18 protein-coding genes and 1 riboswitch are annotated in these 22,676 nt (G+C 36.9%); of the genes, 3 read left to right on the top strand and 15 right to left on the bottom strand.

Annotated elements, in window-relative coordinates:
* Window positions 1-213: 213 nt before the first annotated feature.
* From Q8X41_RS15070 to Q8X41_RS15035, 8 genes are all read right to left on the bottom strand, one after another.
* Window positions 214-981 carry a TatD family hydrolase gene (locus Q8X41_RS15070; RefSeq protein WP_397537082.1) on the bottom strand — a complete coding sequence of 256 codons (768 nt, stop codon included), beginning with the start codon at window positions 979-981 and terminating at the stop codon, window positions 214-216.
* Window positions 982-983: 2 nt separating this feature from the next.
* Window positions 984-1,730, bottom strand: a complete 747-nt coding sequence (locus Q8X41_RS15065; RefSeq protein ID WP_397537081.1) for an ABC transporter ATP-binding protein — start codon at window positions 1,728-1,730, stop codon at window positions 984-986.
* A gap of 6 nt (window positions 1,731-1,736) precedes the next feature.
* Window positions 1,737-2,489, bottom strand: a complete 753-nt coding sequence (locus Q8X41_RS15060) for an ABC transporter permease (RefSeq protein WP_397537080.1) — start codon at window positions 2,487-2,489, stop codon at window positions 1,737-1,739.
* Window positions 2,489-2,779: an MTH1187 family thiamine-binding protein gene (locus tag Q8X41_RS15055; protein ID WP_397537079.1), complete on the bottom strand. Its 291-nt coding sequence runs from the start codon at window positions 2,777-2,779 to the stop codon at window positions 2,489-2,491. The genes Q8X41_RS15060 and Q8X41_RS15055 overlap by 1 nt, the downstream gene beginning before the upstream one ends.
* Window positions 2,780-2,791: 12 nt before the next feature.
* On the bottom strand, window positions 2,792-3,787 hold the full coding sequence (locus Q8X41_RS15050) for an ABC transporter substrate-binding protein (protein ID WP_397537078.1): 996 nt from the start codon (window positions 3,785-3,787) through the stop codon (window positions 2,792-2,794).
* 124 nt (window positions 3,788-3,911) lie between these two features.
* Window positions 3,912-4,021, bottom strand: a riboswitch (TPP riboswitch).
* A 322-nt stretch (window positions 4,022-4,343) separates the two neighbouring features.
* The gene (locus tag Q8X41_RS15045) at window positions 4,344-5,099 is read right to left on the bottom strand and encodes a hypothetical protein (protein WP_397537077.1); all 756 of its coding nucleotides are present in this window, start codon (window positions 5,097-5,099) and stop codon (window positions 4,344-4,346) included.
* A gap of 189 nt (window positions 5,100-5,288) precedes the next feature.
* The gene (locus tag Q8X41_RS15040) at window positions 5,289-9,710 is read right to left on the bottom strand and encodes a S8 family serine peptidase (RefSeq protein WP_397537076.1); all 4,422 of its coding nucleotides are present in this window, start codon (window positions 9,708-9,710) and stop codon (window positions 5,289-5,291) included.
* A gap of 1,499 nt (window positions 9,711-11,209) precedes the next feature.
* A complete protein-coding gene (locus Q8X41_RS15035; RefSeq protein ID WP_397537075.1) occupies window positions 11,210-11,677 on the bottom strand; it encodes an IDEAL domain-containing protein in 468 nt (155 codons plus the stop codon).
* Between the two features lie 225 nt (window positions 11,678-11,902).
* On the opposite strand from Q8X41_RS15035, the gene Q8X41_RS15030 reads away from it, so the two are divergent.
* Together Q8X41_RS15030 and Q8X41_RS15025 are read left to right on the top strand one after the other, a co-directional pair.
* Entirely contained in the window at window positions 11,903-13,474 is a 1,572-nt protein-coding gene (locus Q8X41_RS15030; protein WP_397537074.1) for a hypothetical protein, read from the top strand.
* Complete coding sequence (locus tag Q8X41_RS15025; protein WP_397537073.1) at window positions 13,471-16,245, top strand: DEAD/DEAH box helicase; 2,775 nt, start codon at window positions 13,471-13,473, stop codon at window positions 16,243-16,245. The genes Q8X41_RS15030 and Q8X41_RS15025 overlap by 4 nt, the downstream gene beginning before the upstream one ends.
* A gap of 552 nt (window positions 16,246-16,797) precedes the next feature.
* Here Q8X41_RS15025 and Q8X41_RS15020 read toward each other — a convergent pair.
* The gene (locus Q8X41_RS15020; RefSeq protein WP_397537072.1) at window positions 16,798-17,262 is read right to left on the bottom strand and encodes a single-stranded DNA-binding protein; all 465 of its coding nucleotides are present in this window, start codon (window positions 17,260-17,262) and stop codon (window positions 16,798-16,800) included.
* A gap of 250 nt (window positions 17,263-17,512) precedes the next feature.
* On the opposite strand from Q8X41_RS15020, the gene Q8X41_RS15015 reads away from it, so the two are divergent.
* Complete coding sequence (locus Q8X41_RS15015) at window positions 17,513-17,965, top strand: YwpF family protein (protein WP_397537071.1); 453 nt, start codon at window positions 17,513-17,515, stop codon at window positions 17,963-17,965.
* A 53-nt stretch (window positions 17,966-18,018) separates the two neighbouring features.
* Here the strand turns inward: Q8X41_RS15015 and Q8X41_RS15010 are convergent, their stop codons facing one another.
* The 6 genes from Q8X41_RS15010 to Q8X41_RS14985 all read right to left on the bottom strand — a co-directional run bounded on the left by Q8X41_RS15010 (window position 18,019) and on the right by Q8X41_RS14985 (window position 22,506).
* Entirely contained in the window at window positions 18,019-18,402 is a 384-nt protein-coding gene (locus tag Q8X41_RS15010) for a hypothetical protein (RefSeq protein WP_397537070.1), read from the bottom strand.
* Window positions 18,403-18,612: 210 nt separating this feature from the next.
* Entirely contained in the window at window positions 18,613-19,059 is a 447-nt protein-coding gene (gene fabZ, locus Q8X41_RS15005; protein ID WP_397537069.1) for a 3-hydroxyacyl-ACP dehydratase FabZ, read from the bottom strand.
* Between the two features lie 33 nt (window positions 19,060-19,092).
* Window positions 19,093-19,392, bottom strand: a complete 300-nt coding sequence (locus Q8X41_RS15000) for a DNA-directed RNA polymerase subunit beta (RefSeq protein ID WP_397537068.1) — start codon at window positions 19,390-19,392, stop codon at window positions 19,093-19,095.
* A 27-nt stretch (window positions 19,393-19,419) separates the two neighbouring features.
* Window positions 19,420-20,259, bottom strand: a complete 840-nt coding sequence (locus Q8X41_RS14995; protein ID WP_397537067.1) for a flagellar hook-basal body protein — start codon at window positions 20,257-20,259, stop codon at window positions 19,420-19,422.
* Between the two features lie 281 nt (window positions 20,260-20,540).
* Window positions 20,541-21,380 (bottom strand): flagellar hook-basal body protein, encoded by an 840-nt coding sequence (locus tag Q8X41_RS14990; protein ID WP_397537066.1) that lies wholly within the window; start codon window positions 21,378-21,380, stop codon window positions 20,541-20,543.
* Between the two features lie 127 nt (window positions 21,381-21,507).
* Window positions 21,508-22,506, bottom strand: coding sequence for a rod shape-determining protein (locus Q8X41_RS14985; RefSeq protein WP_397537065.1), 999 nt, complete (start codon window positions 22,504-22,506; stop codon window positions 21,508-21,510).
* Window positions 22,507-22,676: the final 170 nt, after the last annotated feature.

The raw sequence follows: 22,676 nt of genomic DNA, 5'->3' as shown, positions 1-22,676 counted from the left end.
TGATATGAGGACGTAAATCGCTGAGAGAGCGAATACAATTTCTATTGGAGCGAATAAACTTCCCAAAATAGCAAATTAATCGTAAGAAAGAGCCAATAAACCAGAGGTGAGAGCAAATAAAATCCTAAAAAAGAAAATGAACAAACTAGAGTCTCTCTAAAAAAGCAAAACTCCTCCAAATCAAGTGATCTAGAGGAGTCTTTCTATATAAAATTAGTCTATGTTATAAAACCTTTTCGTGTTTTCATAGAGCACACTAGCTACTTGTTCAATAGGTTGCTGCTTTATTTGTGCTATCTTTTCAATACTTGCTTTGATCATTTTTGGGTGGGTCATTTGTCCATCGAAAGGTCCTTCAAATGGCCAAGGTCCGTCTGTTTCTACCATCATTTGTTCAAGTGGATAGTGTTGAACAAGACTTTGAATTTCTTTTTCATATAGAACGTCCGGCGTAATGGAAATGAAGTATCCATTAGCAATCATTCGATCTACAGTTTGTGTATCTCCTTTGAACCAGTGAAAATGTGCTGCAGATACTTGATGTTTTTCTAATAAGTCACAAGCTATTTTGGCATCTTCATAGACTGCATGTAAAACGATAGGTTTTTTGAGCTGTGCTGCTAAAACGATGAATTTTTCGAGCAAGTCAATATACGGTTGATAATTGATACCTTTTTCTTTATTTAAATAATAAGGTAACCCAACTTCCCCTATAGCAATCATATTCTCATTGTTTTCTTCAATCCATTGGAAAAGCTGCATTTCTTGCACTACATCTGCTAATGATTGTTCTGGATGGAAGCCGAAAGCGGGCATAATGCGCTTGTCTTTATTTGAAAGTGCCAAATTGTCTTTACATGATTGTAAATCAGTCGAAACAGCAATGACATGCGATACCTCATTTGGGTGCAATTCTTTTAACATTGCCTCTTGCTGATCTATATTGTATTGGTCAAAGTGAATATGTGCATCGATGATCATTTTTACAATCCCTCATCTAATTCATCTTTTAGTAGGTTAAAAATTTCCTGCTTCATATGAAAGAACTCTTCATTATTAAAGAGGCTTTCATCTCTTGGTCGCTTAAAAGGTACTATGATTTCTTCTTTCACCATCGTAGGTCGCTTCGTTAAAATATAAATTCGATCTGCCAAAAACAGTGCTTCTTCAATACTGTGTGTGACAAATAAAATAGATTTTCGATTCGCTTCCCAAACAGATAGTAGCCATTTTTGCATATTAATTCTTGTAAACTCGTCTAATGCAGAGAATGGTTCATCAAGGCATAATAGATTTTGTTTACTCAACATGGCTCTGATAAAAGCGACACGTTGTTTCATCCCACCTGAAAGTTCAATGGGATAGGCGTTTTCAAATTCTTCGAGCCCTACTTTTTTTAACCACTCTTTCGCCTCTTGGATGTTAGGCTTTCCTGATAATTCTTGGACAAGTACCACATTCTCAAGAACTGTTCTCCATGGAAATAATGAAGGTTGTTGTGGCATATAGCCGATTAATCCCCGCTCTCCATGAATAATTTTGTTATTCAAAGAAATGGTGCCTTCATCTGGTTCGATAATTCCTCCGATTAAGTTAAAGAGTGTACTTTTGCCGCTTCCAGATGGACCAAGAAGTGCAACAAATTCCCCTTCTTCTACATGGAGTGAGATATCACGTAAGACTTCTGTTTCAGCAAACTGCTTCTTGACTTGTTCAATAGTTAATAACATTTTTTTCTACCTCTCTAGCTTGCCTTTTATGAATAACTTTTCAAGTATACGAATGAGGCCAAATAGGAGTACGCTTAAAAGCATGATAGTAAAGATGGCTACAAATACATGATCTGTGCGGAAGGATGCTTGGGATAGAGTCATATATACCCCGATTCCCTCTTTCGCACCTAACCACTCTGAAATAACTGCCCCCATGACACTGTAAGTTGCCGAAATTTTAAGTCCTGAAAATAAAGATGGAAGGGCATTAGGTAATTCCAATTTCCAAAACATTTGCGTTTTAGATGCCCCTGCCATCTGCATATAGTATTTTAGCTCTGGTGGCGTGTTTTTGAAGCCGTCTAAAGCTGCGACAACAATTGGGAAGAAGCATACAAGCCCAATGACAATAAGTTTTGGCATAATGCCAAATCCAAACCAAATGATTAACAATGGCGCTAAAACAATGATTGGAATGTTTTGCGACAGAATGAGCAATGGGTACGTTATCTTTTGTACAACCGGTAATATATGTAGAATAACTGCTATTGCGAAACCTACTGCACTCCCAATAATCAGACCTAATAGAGACAATTTTGTTGTTGCCAAAATATCAACAAAAAAGCTAGGAATCACTTTAAATCCTTCTGAAAAAATTTGTGATGGTGCTGGTAAAAGCCATGCCGGTGTGTCAGTGATTCGTACAATAATTTCCCATAGACCTAAAAGAAAGAGGAGGAGAACAATCGCCCCTCCATTGTTTCTTAACCATTTCATTATCGGTATTTCTCCGTTAAGGTATCCATTGTAATACCTGATGGTTGGTAAAGAATTTTCACTTGTGTAATGACATTGACACATCCTAATTCAACCATTTTTTCATTCATCTTCGTAATGATATTCATCAACTCTGACATTTCGCCTTCCATCGTTGTTTCAAGAGGATGCACTTCATATTTTACCCCTGATTCATCAATTACTTTAATCGCAGCATCTACAAAAGGAATCATATCTTCATATTTTTCTGTTTTCGGTATAATTTGAACACTGATTAAAGAATTAGCCATTTTCATTTCCTCCTATTGTGGTAAAAATTCATTTGTGAATGCTTTTTTAGCATCGAATTTACCTTCTAATAATTTATTGTCACTCATCCAGTTTGCATAGTTTTCCCAAACTTCAAGTTTTTGCTCGCCCCATTGTTTAGCATCATCTTGATATTTATCAGCAAGCCATTCTTGACTTTTCTTCACAAGTTTTTTGTCTAAATCTGGTGCTGCTTTGATTAAGATATCTGCCGCTTTGTCTGGATTCTTAATGGCATATTGATAACCTTGAGAAGCCGCTTTAACAAAAGCTTTCACTGTTTCCGGATCATTTTGAATCATTTTTTCATTAGTCGCTAATACAGGTGTGTAGTAATCAAGCTTTTTACTGTAATCCGTTAAATAGATCATGTTCAATTTTTCTCCGCGAAGTTCAGCTTCTATACCTGTCCATCCATAGTAAATCCACGCAAAGTCTACATCTTTTTTGACCATTGTAAAGTAGTCGGCATCTCCTGCATTGATGATATCAACTTTTTTCACATCTGCATTTTCGGTTTTCATCAATGAACCAATAACGGCTTTTTCAACAGGTGAACCCCATCCACCGTAAGTTTTTCCTTCAAAGTCTTTTGGCGATTTAATGTTCTTCGCGATTGGTGATGCGAAACCAGATGTATTGTGCTGAATAATCGCTGCAATTGATACAAGAGGAACCCCTTGTACTCGTGCTTGTGTAATTCCTTCTTGATAGCTAACTCCAAAATCAGCCTTGCCAGATGCAACAAGTTGGTCTGCCCCCGTCTCGCCTGGTTGAATAATATCTACATCTAAACCCTGTTCTTTAAAGAATCCTTTTTCTTTTGCAACATACAATCCAGTGTGGTTTGTATTAGGTGTCCAATCTAAGACAACTGTTACTTTTTTTAGCTCTTTCTTCGAGCCTGCTGCATTTTCTTTTTTATCCTTTGACTGACATCCTGCTAAAGCGAGTATCGCCACTAACAGCAACACATATAATTTTTTCATCTTACTTGCTCCAATCTTTGTTATTTAACAAGTTCTATGTAAAAAAGAGAAAAAGAAAAAACGTCCGGAACCATTCCGGACGTTAACATACATTCTAAAAGATAGTCATTTGATAACTCTATTATTATCTTTAGCTGATGTTCCCTCCGCTGGTATTAACCAGTTCAGGTTCTAAGGGTCAGTATCTATCGGATACATTCTCAGCTGGCATCACCAGCCCCCCTACATTCTTCATACATATGAACTTTTCACAATCATTATAACAAAAATTTCGGGAAATGGGGAATGGCATAATATTAAAAGATTTATATTAGAAGAGGTTTGCTGAAGGTGTTGGTTTCACTTTTGAGTTTTTGGGTTTACTCACGTTTTCAAGGGAAATACTCGCGCTCAGTTACGATTTACTCGCACATTCGCACATTTTATTTGCGCTTCCATTTGGAGAAATTATTGAATAAACACAATGTTCATTGTCTGAGTTCAGATAAGAATTTCTTTGTGTTTCCGGGGAAAGGGGGTGTAGACGGTAGGAGTTTTATAACTAGTAAATAGAATTTTAGTTTTGCCTCAGTTTGCTTAATATTTCATTCTTTAATTCAATCATTTTATCTTTTGATGGATATGGATTTGTAAAAGTTAATGCCTTATCAATTGAAGTAAGTGCATGATCGAATTCTTCTGCATTTAGGAGAGCTTCGGCTAAATAGTACCAATAATACGAGATATCGTATTTCTGCAATATTTCTTTGTTATAGGAAGCAACCTTTTTGAAATAATAAGGATAAACATCTTTTGCTATCGTAAGTCCTGTTCCTTGATATCGATAAACATCAACCATGTAGGCATCTCCCGTATCATGAGTCCAAATCGCTAATTCAAACTGTCCATCTTTCCCGTATTTTCCAGGCATATCTTCCACAAACAACTTACTATAATATACGTAATTTGTAAGTAAATTTACGAAGTTATACATTTTCCATTGTAATAAAACCAGTTGTGACCAGATACTTCCTATTTGCCAGCCAATGACTAATGAATTTACACCTAAAGGAGTTAGTGGAACAGCCATTAAATCCGTAATTGCATATCCCTTACCTTTTATTTCTGCCATTGGATACCAAATATCATACGATTTTTTTAATAGTAGAAGATAGTTTTCACCTTGATATTTATAGGCAACGATTAATTCCTTTAACCGATCTCCATCTATATCTGCCAATAAAATGGCTGGTCTGTTGTTTGCATTTTGCAATTCCAAAATAGTGGCCGATGGTGGTAATATGCTTTCCAGCAATTGTTCAAATTCATTCATAATCTATCCACCCTTTCATAGTAGTGTATGCATAAATAGAGATGGGAGATAGTTAGGTGTGATGGGCAGTTTACCTAGTTTCATGGGATTTTTAGTAATATAGGTGATCTTCCATTGTTGGATTGAATTTTGCCCCATTTGGAATTGAGATAAAAAACCTCTGATCACTTAGATCAGAGGCTTCTTTTATTATTTTGGAAGATTAATATAAAGCTTACCCGCAGCTTTTTGGAGTGTTTCATTTTTGAAGCTATCGACTGCTTTTACTTCGATAACTGCTCCATCTGCTTTAGTTCCGTCCGGTACAGTCCAATAGCCAACATAATGTCCTGCTGATTCTTCAGACATTGGTAACTCTGTTGCATTTTGTACAACATCATTTACGTTTGTTAATGGCATATGAATGAAGAATGTTGCTTTTAGGTCTGGCTCGCTGTCAAATACGATTTTAACTGTTTTACCAGTTGTCAAAGTAACATCATTTGCTGGCGTTAAGTTTTCAATAACTGGTGCTGTATAATCTGCAGTTACTGTCACTTTTTTCGTCACTTTGTTTTTCGCTTTATCTTGTGCTACTACTTTGATTTCATTTACGCCCTCATCTAAAAGAATGCGTAGAGAGTATTTACCATTCGTAACTTTTGCGTCTTTGCCATTTACTTGTACCCATTCAAGATTTTCGTCAGAAATTGTACCTTCAACTGTAGCACTCTCACGGTTCGTTTTAGCACCATCTTGTGGACTATCAATTGTTAGGGTAGGTTTTATAGTATCTAAAATCACTTTAACAGATTCAGATTCTCCTGTTACTTTTCCATTAAGCTTAGAAACTACTGAGAAAGTGTTAGTACCTTCTACTAATGTAGCAGGAATAGAAAATTTACCATTTTCTCCAACGACTGTTTTACCTGCTTCTTTACCATTTTGTTTCAGTGTGATTTCAGTTGTTGGGGAAGCTTTCCCTTCAACTTGAATTGATGATTCACTCGTTACAGTGTTGGCTACTGGTGATGTAATCACTGGCGCATTTACTTCATAACTAACACGAGCACGAATCATATAGTTACCTTCTGCAACTGGTGATTTTGACCAAGCTCCTGAAACGCCTTGATAACTTCTTCCAGCATTCTTACCATCTTCATCTGTTGCAAGCCCTGGGGCATTTGGATTTGCATTTGTTTGGCGGTATACCATAAAGAAATCGCCGTTTACAATAATATTGTGTTCACTTAAATCAACAACAGTCCATTGACCATTTCGTAGGGCTGTTGCATTAAAAGGTCCTGCAAGTTTTTTACCAGGAGCCCCATCGGTTCCATTCGCATCCCATACTTCAACTTCAAATGCTGTACCCCCAGGACTTGGCCATGTAGTATCCCAGAAGCGGAATACACCATCTGTGACAATGCCTTGTTCTTTTCCTTCTGGAAGTGACATTTTCACCGCCCATGCATTGCCAGCAGCATTGAATGCACGTGCATTTTCTGCTGTACCGTCATCATAGCCTATTTCTCCACCTGGGTAAGTGTAAAATGGTTTTAAAATAATATTCTTTGTACTTGCTTGTCCACCGATTGTAATCGCTACTTCTTGGCTATGATAACCACGAGCGACTATTTTCAATGTGTAGTCCCCTTGATATGCAGTTAAAGAGTAGTTACCTTCTGCATCTGTCGTAACAGGTGTAATGTTCGCATCTTCTTCAAGTAAGATGGTTGCTCCTGCTACTCCTTCACCAGTAGATTCATCAGTGATTTTACCGCTCACTGTATTTTGAGCAATTTCTTGTAATGTGAAGTTTGCATTTGTTGCTTTGTCTGCTTCAATTTTCACTGATTGTTGTTTTGATGTGAATCCATATGCTTCAGCTTTTACAGTAAATGTACCTGAACTGTGTTTTAGTGAGTATGATCCGTTAGCTGGATCTGAGTAAACGGAACGGTTGGATTCTAGTACACTTACTTGGGCACCTAATGGTAGAAGTGTTGGATTCACAATTGCTTCTTCAATAGGTGCTTTTTCTTTTACAGGTAATACAGGTTTAATTGTTTTAGGATCAATAGATTCTTTTTTAGCATCTTTATCCTGACCTTTTCCTGTATTTCCATTATTGTTGTTCGTATTGTTTTTATCTTTTCCTTTTGATACTTTGCCTGTTTGAGAAGCATTTGCTAATGCCACGTCATCAATATACCATCCTTCTTTGGCAACACTTGAATCTGAGAATGCATTGAATGCTAAATAGATTCGTTGACCTGCATATGCAGATAAGTCTACTTCAGCATTTAGCCAGCCATTTGATGCACCTGAAACTGTATATAGTTGTGTCCAATCTACTTGGTTTGTTGATACAAAAACATTGCCATAATCATAAGCTTTTCCAGAAGAAGATTTTTCGAAGTTATACCATTGTTTAAATTGCAAGTAAGCGTGACCTTCTGGAAGATCGATTGGAGGCATCACCAATGTTGCATTCATATTGTTCGCATAATTCCCTGCTAAATTTGTTGCATATACTTTTTCTCCAGATGCAGCTTTTCCTGGACCAGAAGTTGGTTTACCCCAATCCCAGCTGTTTTCCTTTCCAAAGGAATGCCAGCCAATTGGTTGTGATTCGAAGTTTTCAGAATATCCAACTGTAATGCCCGGTTTCACTTTTACAGTGTATTCATCACTTACAACCTCATTATTACCGAAATCATTAATCACCCATTTGTATTTGAAGTCGCCAACTGGAATACTTGCACCAGGAACCGTTACACCAAACTCTCCTGATTTATAATCACCCGATTTACGACTCGCTGTAATATCTTGCCACGCACCATTTCCATCTTTGTATTTTAATACGACAGATGAAATGCTAATGTTATCTGATACTGAAGCTGTTAGATCTAAATCCATACCAGCATACGTTTCTTTTGGAGCTGTATGTTTTAGCACTGGTGCTTCGTTGTCATTTCCTTGTTTTGTCACTTGGCCTTGAAGGGTTCCAAGACCTGCAGCGATAGACGATACAGCTTGATAAGCATCCACTAATCCATAACCATAACCATGATTTGGTGTTTGAGGATATTGTGAGTCTGTTAAATGTGTTGCTGTATTGATGAGAATTTGTTCCATCTCATTAACAGTTAAATTTGCATTCACTTGGCGAAGAAGTGCTACTACACCAGAAACTGCTGGCCCCGCCATTGATGTTCCATTCCATCCTCCTTCATATGCACTACCTGGTACTGATGAACGAATATTGACACCAGGAGCAGAAATATCAGGTTTGATTTTATTATATGGTGATGGACCACGAAGAGAAAAACTTGCTACTTTGTTGTTACTATCAATTGCACCTGTTGCAAAGCTCTCAGGGTAGTTCGCTGGTGCTGCGACAGATCCAGCACCACCTGGATTTGTCAATGTTGTGTTCCCCGCAGAGAATTCTGGGAAAATTTCAGCTGCACGCCAGTTGCGTACGACATCACGGTACCATTCATCAAGTCCTGGACCGCCTCCCCATGAATTATTGACAACATCTGGTGCCATATCAACTCGTGCGTTACCGTTTGAATCAGTAGGTGCCAAAATCCATTGAGCCGCTTCTAAAAGATCAGCGTCAGTTCCACCGTTTGAGGTAAATGCTTTTACAGAGATGAACTTTGCACCTGGAGCAACACCAATTTGGTTAGATCCATTTGGTTCGCTCCCTACCATTGTTCCCGTTACATGTGTTCCATGTCCAATATCGTCATATGGTGTAGCTCGTCCTGCTGATGTGGCATCATACCAGTTGAAATCATTCGATACTTGTCCAGTCGATGCATTATAGCCACGATATTTTGCTTTTAGTGCTGGGTGATCCCATTGAACACCTGTATCAATACTTGCGACAACGGTTCCTGTTCCATCAATTCCCATACCCCAAACTTCTGGGGCTTTCACTCGTTCAACATTCCATTCGATACTTGAAGTTTTAGCCTTTTCCTCAACTGCATTTTTTGCTTTGTTGTTACCGGCAGATTGAGTTTTAGGCTCAACAACAGTTTTTATTTTTGATTCATCTTCAGTACTTGTCTTTGTTGTATAGAGTTGACGGGTTTCATTTGGCAAAACTTTTTCTACTTCATCAAATGTTGCAACCTTTTCAGCCACTTCTTTAGTAGCTGTAACAGCCATACCATTTACGATAAAGTATGATTCAATGTCTTTTGCATTACCCTTATCTTCTTCTTTTTCGAGGTATTGTTTTACAGATTCCTGTGATTCAAGGGATGTTGCCTTTAAATCTGATACCACTGCAGAACGCTGAACAAATTTCGTTTGCTGTGCTGATAACTTGTCCTTCTCTGCACTTTTTCTAGCTTCTGCTGCGACTTTATTTGCAGATGCCTTTTCTTTGAATTTGATCAAGAAAGTTAATTTTTCGTCCTTTTTAAAATCTTCAAGTAGACTACTGCTCACTTTGTCCTTCACAACAATTGCATTTTGGCTAGAATCTCTAAAAGACTGGTGGAGATCACTTGCTTTTGCCCCAGCGATATTCGGAGAAATCAGTGAAATCGCCATAAGTGCAGATGTCGCAATGCTAAATGCTTTGACAGTGCCTTCTTTCTTTCTCATTTACATTCCTCCCTCTTCATTTTTTTAGATGTTCCTACTTTGCTTGCAGCTAGCAATTTTTTAGATAAAGTTAATAAGTCCAAAGAAAAACACCTTTCCCCCTTTCCCAAAATGACATTTGGCAACAGAATCAAAGGTGCTAAAGAAAATCTCTAGTTGTTATAATTACTATAAATTAGCAGAATTAAAAACTTTGCTACATTGTGTCGAAAATTTTTTGCTCTTTTCAAATTAATCGTTATTTCCTAATAATGCCAAGGACTTTAGTATTTAAAAATGCACTCTAAGATTCATTGCAAAATATATTAATATAGCCAGAACCCTTGATATTAGTAGGATTATGCGGAAGATGAAAAAATAATGGTAAAATTACCTTCTATTCCATTTGTTTGAAAATGCATATATACACCCATAAAATGAAAAAGGAGGTAATTTGTCTATTGAAATTATTGTTTGTGAATAAGGTCAATAGAACTAACATAGATTTCTCTTTTTTAAGTAAACGGATTGATTTAAATTGGCGCTCTTATTATCTAAAATTCATATTTACTAGGTTGAATGCAAAAACATCCTATGTATTCATAAGAAAAAAGGCAATGACACTACTTCATACGTGTATAGGTAAAATTGAATATTGGTATTTTTAGATTAATAGGATTAATTATCTATTCGGATATTTTCATGGGGATTCGTATCTATTCAACCCAAAAAATACTCTAGTTCATTTTTATTTTAAATTTGAATTTAAGAATGAGATTTTAGAGGTGTGGCGATTAGTTAATGATAGTTCTTGGGGCTTTGTTGCGCGATTTTGTTCGCTTGTTAAATGGGTGCTTGTTTTATGTTGAGGGAATAAAAAATAATAAGCCTTTGCTTGAGTACAGGCTTAAGGGATGATTGTTGAGAAGTGGCCTTCATCTTTAGCTAAATTTATGATCAAAAAGGTTTATCTCTGCATATCTTTGGGTAAAGTTGAATATGAGATGATGGGAGGGTCGCGATGAGAGGACTCTGGAAGCGAATAGGATTGGACTTTTTTGATGCAGTGATTTGGATTTATGGGAGTTGTATTGCCTTATTGCTGATCGTGCTGTTTGCGTTTTTCTGGGGTAAATAAACCTGACTATGAATACAAAGGTATTATCCCGCATTAACGGGCAGTAATATCCCCACCTCTAGATTGAGAGAGCAGCAAAGAAGATAGGTGGGGGATAACTGCCCGTAAAAGCCCGATTGGTTCAACTAACCATCAGTGGGATGAAGAAAACCCACACTGATGGAAGTTTCACTTTATTGTGTATTTACTCATTCGTTCTGTGTAGTTAGTCATATTTTTTTATTTTTTGTGATAAATTGCTTGGTACTGAGCATATTATTTTTATTGTCTTATATGGAATTTCTGAGAAGGTGTCATGATTGTGCTATATCTTTTTGGTTGTGGATACACCGAAAGCACCTAGTCATATTCGCGATGAATAGGTGCTTTCTATAGGTATTGCTTATTCAACTTGTGGGTCCTCCGTAGGTTTCAACTCTTTTGCTAGTTTGTAGAATAAATCTTCGTCACGGGCAGCTAATGCGTGATCGATTAGGCGTAAGCGATTCCAATCTTCTAGTTCTTCAATCAGTACATCGATTTCTGAAGGTGCACTCAATAACCGTTCGCCTCGTTTCAATTCAAGTTCGTCTAGGATGAGTTCAAGATGATCGTGAATATTTGAAACTAGGAGCAATTGATATAATGGTAGGCGGATAAAACGACTGCCTTTTTGGAATACAAACACTTCAGATAAGTTTTCAATTTGTAATGATGATAGATTTATCACAATTTCTTTTCCTTCTACAGGGATGAAATGGAATAGTTCTTCGTCCTTTATAATGGAGAAGTATTGATAGGCAAAAACCATTTTAAGTCGCCCTCCATCTCGTTTCGTGTAGAATGGTTCCATTCTTTTCACTTCTAACATTAAAGCCCCCTCCTTTGAAGGAATATTCTGATTATTAATATAATATCACGAAATACCGTTTATTGACACAAAAATATTTGTCGCCTTTTCTGAACTCTTCCCCAATATTCATCAAATTAGCTCAATGTAAAAAGGCTTTCTAGCGAAATATTTCCTTATACATTTACGGATGGTATCAAAAAGTTTTATAATGAAAGGAAAGTTTTTTTTGCAGGAGAGAATGTTATGAATACGAATATTTCTGATATCGCCAAAAGTTACGAGGATTTTATTCGTAATCAAATGGCTCAAATTGGTTTAGATCTTCATGCTTCAAATCCTGAAGATGAAGAGTTGGTACGGCGTGCTGCATTTTTGGCTCGTCACAACTATGTGAAAATTAGTGCTTATAGTGAAGAACGGAATGTCATTTCGTTTGTTGTACAAGATGCGACTCCTACGAATGTTACATTTCATATAAATGCTGGCAATCTTTCTTGTGATTGCCCAAAAGAACATTGGTGCCGTCATAAGCTGGCGGCTTTGTTTGTTCTATATCAATATATTGATTCTTTAGCAACATGGCTTGAAAGTTTTCGTTCGAAAAAGGCTACGCAGATGAATTTGTTGAAAGATGAGCGCTCACCAGAAGCATGGTTGCGTCTTGTGCAAAATGTCTATAAAACCAATTTATACAATCAGCCTGTGTTAAATCCATATCTGGTTGAAAGCATTTTCGCAGATATGGAACGGCAAATTTTCCAACATACACCTCTTGAGCGTGAATGGCAAAGTTTGTATAAACTATTTACTCATTTAGCGCTACTATCTCATACATGGAAGCATTTGAAGCCGACAACGGAATCTTATAAGACCTATTTCAATAATTTTATCGAACATGAAGCCGAGAAAGTGAAAGAACATATTCGATTAACCTCTTCGAAATCACGTCTTTTTGCGACAGATCCTTTTTATGATACATTGCAAAAAATGGTTAATTATTTTCTTTTGCACCAAAGCGGCTATTTTGAGCAACGTTTATACATTTACACATTTTTCTGGGAATCAATGTTCAATGAAAAGTCTCGCCGTGAATCAGAACTAGCTTCAATCAAAAATGATCGTCATATTGCAGATGATGTTAAAATTGCAAGCATCGAATCCATGTTTTTTATTATGCTGAAAAAATATGATGAACTTGAACAAGAGTTAGCTGATATCAATGACCCAGATATGTTAATTTGGATGGATTTGGCGCATTTTGCAGATCGAAATGAAGATGACAAGGCTCTTTCAATGATTATCCGTGCAATGCTACCTTGTTTAGATTCTTTTATCAACACATGGCTATCCACTCGATATCGTTCAGCCTTTGTGAGCGCTTTCAATAAACTATGTTCGAAAATCGATCTTAATGACGAGGAAGCGGAAGTTTTATTTTCATCCTCCGGTATGTATGGCATGCAACCTTATTCACTGTTTTTAATAGAAAGAGGACGTTATATGGAATGGACTGCCCTTCACCATCGCTTCCCTTCTTCACTCGCCTATTTAGAGCTTTGTGGATTAAAAACCGTATTAGAAGAAAAACCGGATGCCCTTTTACCGTTATATCATGCACTTGCTATGTCCGAACTCAATCAAAAATCAAGACAGCATTATAAACAAGCTGTACGTGTTTGGAAAAAAATGAAGACGGCTGCTAAAAAGAGTGGGAAAAATGAATTTTGGAATAATTATGTCGATCAAACTCGGCAACAATATAAACGTCTTCGTGCATTACAAGAAGAAATTGAGAAAGGAAACTTGATGCTATGACAATCAATGCAAAAGTACCCGACACCTTTTTGAAGTCAATCCTACTCGATATCGAAACTGAAACGGGACAATCCTTTTCTTTGCAAGCACATGAGCAAAGTGGCGAACCCATGCTTGTGAATGAATGGCTCTCATTTCTCTTCTTTCAATATGAGCCAGCTTTTTATGGTTTAACGGCAAATCATTCGTCTCACCATATTTCTCTAACTCCACTTGAAATGGTCGAGTTGTTTTCAAAGGATCAAAAGCATCCATTTATTACTTATGTGGGAATAGATGAAAATTCAAGCCATTGGCTAGAGGCTGCTTCAAATGCTTCTACATATTGGTATAGTGAAGATTTATGGAATGATATTACTGTTGGTAAAGATGATTTTACGCTAGACTTGCCAATTGATGATCAAACAAAAAAACTTCTTCAAATGGCATTAACACAAAAGTTAATTGAAGCAGGCTTAACAATTAGTGACCTTCCTTCATTACTACCTTTCTTCCGCAATGGCGGATGGCCAATTAAATCAAAAACAGTAGATGATGAAATTTACGTTGGATTACGCCTTCGGGAACCAGCAGAAGATAGCGATGAATGGATTCTTGAAACAGTAATCCGAAATAAGAAAAGCGTAAACTTTTGGGCTCCTCCTATGCGAAAACGTACACTACAAATTGAACATGCACTACCAGATAAATGGAAGCACCATTCCACTGGTATTAAAAATTTACAACAACAAATGGTTGAATTATTGCATACACAAGATTATATGCAAAATATCGATTCAAATAACTTCCTTTCAATGCATTTAAAAGATCCAGATGTACGTGAATTTTTGCGTGCAGATTTTGCACGTTTGCAAGCGCTTGGCTTTGAAATTGTCCTTCCTGCATGGCTTAAGGATTTAAAAGATTCTCGCATAAAAGTTCGTGCTAGTGCGGGTACAGCATCAAATTATAAATCTGCAGCGGGGCTCCAAGAAATTTTGACATTCGACTGGAAGCTTTCTTTAAATGGACAAGATATTCCTATTGAAGAATTCCAAAAAATGGTCAATGATAATCGTGAATTTATCCGTGCAGGTACGGAATGGGTACGTGTAGATGCTGCATGGATGCAAGAAATCCGCAAATTAATGGATAAAGCAGAAAATGAAAATTGGACCGTTCGTGATTTATTATTCCAAGAGTTGCCGGAAGAACTAATTATCCCTGACGAAGAAGAGGATGACGAAAATCGTGATGATCCATTCTTCCAATTTGAGATGCAAAAATCATTGCGTGATTATGTACAAAAATTGGTCGATAAAAAAGGGCTGCCCCCTGTACAAGTTTCTGATCGCTTACAAGCAACTTTGCGCCCTTATCAACAAGAGGGGTTTGAATGGCTTGTCTTTATGCGTGAACAAAACTTTGGAGCTTGTCTGGCCGACGATATGGGGCTTGGGAAAACAGTTCAGCTAATTTCTTATTTACTACATGTTTATGATCAAGAAACAGATGCACAACCAACTTTAATCATCTGCCCAACTTCTGTACTTGGTAACTGGCAAAAAGAATTAGAACGTTTTGCCCCGTCTTTAAAAGTTTATTTGCACTATGGTTCTAATCGTTTAAAAGATTCAGCTTTTGATGCTTACATCGATAAGGAAAAACCTCAAGTTATGTTGTCTACTTATGGAACGATTACGCAAGATGTTGAAATGCTTGAAAATCGCAATTGGGCAAATATTACACTTGATGAAGCACAAAATATTAAAAACATGCATACGAAGCAATCGAAAGCGATTCGTAAATTACATGGCGGGCATCATATTGCGTTAACCGGTACACCTGTAGAAAATCGTTTATCTGAGTTATGGGCAATTTTTGACTTTAGCTATAGAGGCTATCTTGGTAGTTTCTCTCGTTTTCAAGAAGAATTTATCGCACCAATTGAACGTGATGAATCAGAAAATCATAAGAACCGTCTACGTAAGAAGATTCAACCTTTCTTATTGCGTCGTACGAAGCAAGACCCTGCGCTTATGCTTAATCTTCCCGATAAACTGGAGCAACGCGAATATTGCCCGCTTACAGAGGAACAAGCTGTTTTATATGAAAGCTTTATCCAAGAAACAATGCATAAACTAGAGACATTATCTGGCTTTGAGCGAAAAGGTCTGATTTTGAAAATGCTTAGTAAGTTAAAACAACTGTGTAATCACCCTGCCCTTTATTTGAAGGAACCATTTGAAAATGCTGAAGATATGTTAAGTCGTTCTGAAAAGCTAGATCGTATCGTGACACTTGCTGCTGATATTGCGAATAATCAGGAGCAATGCTTAATCTTCACACAATATATTGGCATGGGGCATCTATTACAACACTGCCTATCTGAGCTATATGATATTGATGTGCCATTTTTAACAGGTAGTATGCCAAAGCAACAGCGTGACTATTTCGTGGAGTCTTTCCAAAATGGAGAGTTTCCGATTTTCATCCTGTCTTTAAAAGCCGGAGGTACCGGTCTGAATTTAACAGCAGCAAATCATGTTCTTCATGCTGATCGTTGGTGGAATCCGGCTGTTGAAAACCAAGCTACAGACCGTGCGTATCGAATTGGTCAAACACAATTTGTACATGTTCATAAGTTCATCACAACCGGTACCGTAGAGGAGAAGATTGATACATTACTTACTGAAAAACAAGCATTGTCTGAAGACCTAATACAATCTAGTCAATGGATTACTGAATTAAAAGACGAAGAAATTATGGATTTACTGTCATTTAGTTTTTAGTTTGAGTTGAAAAACAATCTACTATTTTTCTGCTAAGCACCCCTGCTAAACGTGAAGGCCGGGGTGCTAATTTTATCGCTTCAACTATTTTTAAGGACTTATTAGGAGACCCTTTATCTATTTTTTGATTCTGTGAGCGCCCCTATATGATGGACGCCTATATGTACAGATAAAGCCATGCTACGATGACTTCATCCGCTGTCTTCCCCATTGACAGTTTTTAAAACGCTTTTCAAACTTCGTATAGAAATTCCCCACAAATTTCTATTCTCTTTTACAATTTAACAACCTTAACTATTTAATTATTTTCTTCGTTATGTATGCTGTACACAACGAATCTTATTCATACAGCTATTTTGAATTGTTCCAATGGATGATCGTTTGGTTGATTTTATTTGGATCAATTCATCAAACCTATTGGTGCGGTCTTTCCAATAGGACTGCTGTTATCAACTAAATTTCGGCGTAATTGCGTCTGGATTTTGAATTAATTACTTTCAAAATCTGTGACGTTTGCCTGAGGCTTTAACTTCTTTCAACTGCGGAAAGAAATTAAACCATTGGTAATCCTTCTGTTTCTTCTTTCGGTAGTACAAAGCCTGTTGGTACTGCTTGCGTTTGCCCTGACGCTGTTTGAGCAATTGGCGGATTCATTTTTTCTGATTGATTTGATTGTCTTTGGAACGTTTTTCCTTCGCGCTCTTTTAGAGCTAAGAAACGTACTTCATCTGCAACCACTTCAACAACATAAACTCTTTTTCCGTCATCACGTTCATAGGATCTTGATTGCAGTCGGCCACCAACCCCAATTAATGAGCCTTTACCACAATATTTCACCACATTTGTAGCGAGTTTGCCCCAAACAGAACATGATACAAAATCTGCATCTACGTCACCATTTGCATTTTTAAAATTCCGATTGATCGCAATGATAAAATTTGTTTGTACTCTCCCTTCTGAAAGTTGTCGTAATTCAGGATCTTTTGTAATCCTCCCTACAAGAGCAACTTGATTCAAGCCTTCACCTCCTCCCATTTGAATTATCCATATCATAATGGGATTCCAAATTTTGTGCAAAACAGCGAAATGAAGGTTTTAAGCTTGTTTGTATGTACGAAATTCAATTTTGAAAACACTCAATTTTGTACAAATAGCGTCACTGTGCATTTCCTTATTTTTTAAAAATCATGCGAAATATTTTTTTAGCTGATTTTTTAATGTTATAATTACCGTACGAAATTCGTCGAAAGATAGGTGATAAATTTCCGTGAAAACATTCAAAATGTTGTCGTTGGAATTATTGAAAGATGAACAATTAACATCATATCCGCTTACAGATGGAATTATTATTAATCAAGAAAACAGCCATAAATCCTGGATTTTAGAAATGTATATGGATCGACAATATGCATCAGATTTTGCTCCTTATTTAGGTACCGATACGATATTAACTGTCCGTGCTGTGATTTCTTATCCAGATAATGAGCCTGCTTCTTTCCGAGTCGTTGTGCAAGATATTGTACAGATGCCTGAAGAGAATTATGTTTCAGTATTATTAAAAGGCACATTAAATTCTGGTCGCCGACAGTATGCTGAACAATTGCTTTTAGAGCTTGTTGAAGAAGGATTAACTGGTAATGCATTGCTTGAAAAGTTTAAAGCAGATATGCGTACTAGACCACGCTTAAAAAATTCTGCTAATCAGAATAATTCCATCTAACTTCAGTTCAGCAATAAAAAAACGGCATACCCTAAAGGATATGCCGAGCTTTGTTATTTATTGTCATCTCTATCGTGAGGAACATAGTGACCGTTTCCTACATTATTATCTATGACTGTGTTATCAGTTGTCTGTTTGCTGGTTCCTGGCGTAATATTATTGATACCTTCTTCAACGGCTCCTGTAGCCTTGTTTACGCCACGTTCTACGGCATTAATACCACTGTTTACGCCTCTTTCAACATCAGTAACGCCATTATTAGCAGCATTATTAACACCATCGTTTGTAATACCGTTGTCAGTTACACCAGTATTGACGTTTCTATTCACGTCCTCCATTGGTGTTTCAGTACGAGTTGGTTCGATTGCCTTATTGGTATTACAACCAACTAATACAAGTGCTGAAAAAAGTAAGATCGCAGCTGACTGCTTCCACATTTTTTTATTTCCTCCTTCCACCATTAATTTAACCATCACACTGTGTGCGATTTAAAAGTAGGATGCACTGAAAAAGTGAATCTATCCTTTGATTTAAAAAATGATTTCGATTGATTTTTATGAATGTGGAGATAATAACTTTGAGTAATAAGACAACAAAAAAAGCACTCCTATCGCAGTGATTTGGAGTGCCTTATTCATTTATGCTACTTATTCTTCTTCGCTTTTTTGGTTTGGTCCAATAGCAAATAAAATATCTGCTTCGCTGACAAGTTCGCCGTCTACTGTTACTTTTCCGTGTCCTTTGCCCATTACGCCACGAAGTTTTGTGAATTCAACTTCGATTTTAAGTTGGTCACCAGGGATGACTTGACGTTTAAAACGAGCATTATCAACACCTGTTAGAAAAGCTAAGTGACCTTTGAATTTTTCGGATTTTAGCAGCGCTACACCGCCTACTTGTGCCATTGCTTCAATAATTAGTACACCTGGCATTACAGGGTAACCTGGAAAATGACCCGTGAAGAATGGTTCGTTAATGGAGACGTTTTTTAAGCCTACAGCACGTTTACCTTCTTCTACTTCTGTAATACGATCCACTAAAAGAAATGGATAACGATGTGGTAATATTTGTTGAATTTGATCTGCAGTTAACATACTATATCCCCCTATTGTAAATGTGTGAAAACCCTATTTGGATTCTACTCCATTCATAATATCCAATACATGATTCCATGTTGATGGATTTAGAACTCCAAGTGGATTTCCATCACCGATTACGCCGTACCCAATCATTGAGCCTGCGATTGCTGCAACGACAAGTAAAACAACAACAATGATGATTCTGAGCCCGATTGAAAATGAACCTGTAGAATTCCACTTTCTTTCTACGCGATCATTTGCTGTTTCTCTATTTTGTTTTGCTTCCTTACGAGTAGTTGGCTGCGGAGTCGGGTTATCAGTTCTCTGATTAGTTGAATTATTTGCCATTACTTGTTCTCCTCTACTAACAATTACTTATCTTATACCATTAACTAGCCCCATCATTTGATCGGCTAAAGTTATTGTTCTCGCATTAAATTGATATGAACGCTGTGTGCTAATAAGATCTGTCATTTCTTTTGAAATATCAACATTCGATAATTCAAGTCCACCATTTTGCATAGCCACTTGGTTTCTGTTTGCACCTTGTAAGTTTTGTAAAACTGCACCTTGTGCTACACCAAGCTGATTGAAATTTTTAGGTAAACCAATGTACGTATCTGATATATGTTCCATTAGTTGCGGCTTTTGAATCTCTGTAACACCCATTTCAATTTTAGCGCTCGTATTATCATTATACTTAACATTTAATGTTCCGTCTGCTGTCACTGAAAAGTCTTTTGCACCATCTTTTAATAAAATGGCATTACCATTGGCATCTGCAACTGGATATCCATCTGTATTCACTAGCATTGTATTGCCGTTTTTCATAGGTGAAAGGTAGAAGTCCCCTTGACGTGTATATGCTGTTTTCGTGCCGTTCTTACCATCTGGCATTAAGATATTAAAGTACTGTTTTGGTTTGGTGAATGTGAAATCCAGTGAGCGATTCGTTTGTTGAATGCCACCTTGTTTCCAGTTTGTTTGTGCCTGTGCTAGACGAGCACCTACACCAATGCGTATACCAACTGGCGATTGACGTTTTACTTTGTCTTGTTTGTCATTTTCAAATTGTTGATAGAGTAACTCGTTGAAATTCGCTTCTTTTGTTTTGTAACCATGTGTATTACTATTCGCCATGTTATTACTTATAATATCTAACTGATCTTGAAGTTGAGACATCGTATTGGCTGCAGAAATCATAGTTCGTATCATCTAGTATACCTCCTAAGTATCCAAAAAATACCTAAATCAATTACATCTCGGCATAATTGCGTCCAGATTTTGTTTTATTTTGGCCTGGGTAAAACAGGTCAGTTAGACTTAGTTGCATGGTTGTGACGTACTAGTCTTCTTTTTTTACTTTTTTAAAATCTATGACATCTGCCGAAGGTTTTACCTTCTTTCAGTGAGTGTTTGGATTCCAGCTTAACGTAAACCAAAATCTTTATTCATCTCACCACCTAAAAGAGGTGGTAGACTTCTACTGAAAGAAATTATACTTTTCCAATTTCATTTACAGCCTTGTCCATGCTTCTGTCGTATGCTTGAAGTATTTTTTGATTGGCTTCAAAGGCTCTGTAAGCTGTCATCATATCTGTCATTGTACGAGCTGCGTCGACATTTGAACGTTCGATATAACCTTGTTTCATTGAAAAGCTAACGTTGTTTACATTGTATGCAGATGGTAGGTCTTTACCATCACTTGTGTAATATAAGCCCGTATCACGTTTAGCTAGTGTATCTGGCTGTGCTGAGTAAGAAACGCCTAAACGTGCCACTTGTTTACCATTCTCGATAATAGCGCCATCTTCAGTAAGTTGGAAATCATCACTTTGTAATGTAATTTTCTTACCTTGATCTGAAAGAACATAAAATCCTTGGGCATTCACTAAGTTTCCTGCTGCATCTAATGTAAAGTTTCCATTACGAGTGTATGCTTCTCCACCTGTCGGATTTTGCAGACGATAGAAGATAGCTCCTGGTTTTCCCGTTCCCTTATCAATCGGCAGATTGCCATCTACTAAGGCAATATCTGTGGGCAACTCAGTTGCAGTAATTTGACCTTGTGAATAGTCAGGTAAAGTTTCTTGCATGTAAACACCTGTGCCAAGTGTTCCTATTTGCTTTGCTGAACTTCCTTCAAAACCATTTTGAACATCAGGAAAACCACTTTTTGTAATACGCGACATTAGCATATCTGGAAATGAGCGAATCGTCGATTGATCTGCTTTATATCCAGGTGTATTTGCATTTGCAATATTGTTTGATAAAAGTTCTGTGCGACGTTGTTCAGTAATCATGCCTGAAGCAACTGTATAAAATCCACGAAACATCGATTTCACCCTTTCAATAAAAAATGTAATTAGTTTTTGATAAAGTAACTTTTTATTAATTTTTAGATAGAGAATTGGTTGCAAAAAGTATTTTTCAAAATTTTTATTACTTATTTTATTTCGGCTATTATTTCCGACGTTTTGGTACTCTATCGATATTTTCTAGCATAATGCCAGTTCCTTCAGCTACACAGTTCATTGGATTTTCTGCGATAAATACAGGTACTTTTAGTTCTTCTGTTAATAAATGATCTAAGCCATGTAATAACGCGCCGCCACCTGTAACCATTACTCCACGATCAATAATATCTGCAGATAGCTCTGGTGGCGTTTTTTCAAGTACGTTTTTAGCAGATTGTACGATTAAAGAAACAGATTCATGTAATGCTTTTTCTATTTCGTGAGAATGAATTTCGATTGTTCTTGGTAGACCAGACACTAAATCACGACCACGAATTTCCATTCCCTCATCTCTGCCTTCAGGATATACTGTACCAATTGTAGTTTTAATATTTTCAGAAGTACGTTCCCCAATTAATAGCTTGTACTCTTTTTTTATATATTGGAGGATATCATTATCAAAAACATCTCCAGCAACTTTAATGGATTCAGATGTTACGATATCGCCCATTGAAAGTACAGCAACATCGGTTGTTCCACCACCGATATCAATCACCATATTCCCGCTTGGTTGGAAAATATCCATACCTGCGCCAATTGCTGCTACTTTTGGTTCTTCTTCTAAGTATACATTGCGACCACCTGATTTTTCGGCTGCTTCACGAATCGCTTTTTGTTCAACACTTGTAATATTTGTAGGACAACAAATCAAAATTCGAGGCTTAGCCATAAAACCTGATATATTTAACTTATTGATAAAATAACTTAACATTGATTCTGTTACGTCAAAATCAGCGATTACGCCATCTTTTAATGGACGAATAGCAATAATATTACCGGGTGTTCTACCGACCATTTTGCGTGCTTCTTCACCAACGGCTAATACTTTCTTCGTATTTTTGTCGATTGCAACAACGGATGGCTCGTTTAATACGATGCCTTTGCCCTTTAAATGAATAAGTACATTCGCTGTTCCTAAATCGATTCCTATATCTTTAGAAAACATGTTGTTTCCCCTTTCCTCATATCTCAATAATCGTCATAAAATATATATATGTATCTAGAATATTTTAACATAGCAACGAGTTAATTACATCTAATTATTTCAATGAGACCTAGGCAAATTAGGTCATTAAACGTGACTTTACACACAATACTTTTATCATTATTATTCCT

Source organism: Rummeliibacillus pycnus (assembly GCF_044359855.1).
In the GTDB taxonomy this organism is placed as follows: domain Bacteria; phylum Bacillota; class Bacilli; order Bacillales_A; family Planococcaceae; genus Rummeliibacillus; species Rummeliibacillus pycnus_A.
The sequence above is the reverse complement of the archived record's forward strand: the minus strand, read 5'-3'. Positions and strand labels throughout refer to the sequence as shown.

Bases quoted from the DNA above. Each gene is read 5' to 3' on its own strand.
- fabZ (WP_397537069.1), bottom strand. From the start codon at position 19,059: ATGTTAACTGCAGATCAAATTCAACAAATATTACCACATCGTTATCCA.
- Q8X41_RS15060 (WP_397537080.1), bottom strand. From the start codon at position 2,489: ATGAAATGGTTAAGAAACAATGGAGGGGCGATTGTTCTCCTCCTCTTT.
- Q8X41_RS14985 (WP_397537065.1), bottom strand. From the start codon at position 22,506: ATGTTTTCTAAAGATATAGGAATCGATTTAGGAACAGCGAATGTACTT.
- Q8X41_RS15025 (WP_397537073.1), top strand. From the start codon at position 13,471: ATGACAATCAATGCAAAAGTACCCGACACCTTTTTGAAGTCAATCCTA.
- Q8X41_RS15035 (WP_397537075.1), bottom strand. From the start codon at position 11,677: ATGTTAGAAGTGAAAAGAATGGAACCATTCTACACGAAACGAGATGGA.
- Q8X41_RS15000 (WP_397537068.1), bottom strand. From the start codon at position 19,392: ATGGCAAATAATTCAACTAATCAGAGAACTGATAACCCGACTCCGCAG.
- Q8X41_RS15070 (WP_397537082.1), bottom strand. From the start codon at position 981: ATGATCATCGATGCACATATTCACTTTGACCAATACAATATAGATCAG.
- Q8X41_RS15055 (WP_397537079.1), bottom strand. From the start codon at position 2,779: ATGGCTAATTCTTTAATCAGTGTTCAAATTATACCGAAAACAGAAAAA.
- Q8X41_RS15050 (WP_397537078.1), bottom strand. From the start codon at position 3,787: ATGAAAAAATTATATGTGTTGCTGTTAGTGGCGATACTCGCTTTAGCA.
- Q8X41_RS15010 (WP_397537070.1), bottom strand. From the start codon at position 18,402: ATGTGGAAGCAGTCAGCTGCGATCTTACTTTTTTCAGCACTTGTATTA.
- Q8X41_RS14990 (WP_397537066.1), bottom strand. From the start codon at position 21,380: ATGTTTCGTGGATTTTATACAGTTGCTTCAGGCATGATTACTGAACAA.
- Q8X41_RS15065 (WP_397537081.1), bottom strand. From the start codon at position 1,730: ATGTTATTAACTATTGAACAAGTCAAGAAGCAGTTTGCTGAAACAGAA.
- Q8X41_RS14995 (WP_397537067.1), bottom strand. From the start codon at position 20,259: ATGATACGAACTATGATTTCTGCAGCCAATACGATGTCTCAACTTCAA.
- Q8X41_RS15030 (WP_397537074.1), top strand. From the start codon at position 11,903: ATGAATACGAATATTTCTGATATCGCCAAAAGTTACGAGGATTTTATT.
- Q8X41_RS15040 (WP_397537076.1), bottom strand. From the start codon at position 9,710: ATGAGAAAGAAAGAAGGCACTGTCAAAGCATTTAGCATTGCGACATCT.
- Q8X41_RS15045 (WP_397537077.1), bottom strand. From the start codon at position 5,099: ATGAATGAATTTGAACAATTGCTGGAAAGCATATTACCACCATCGGCC.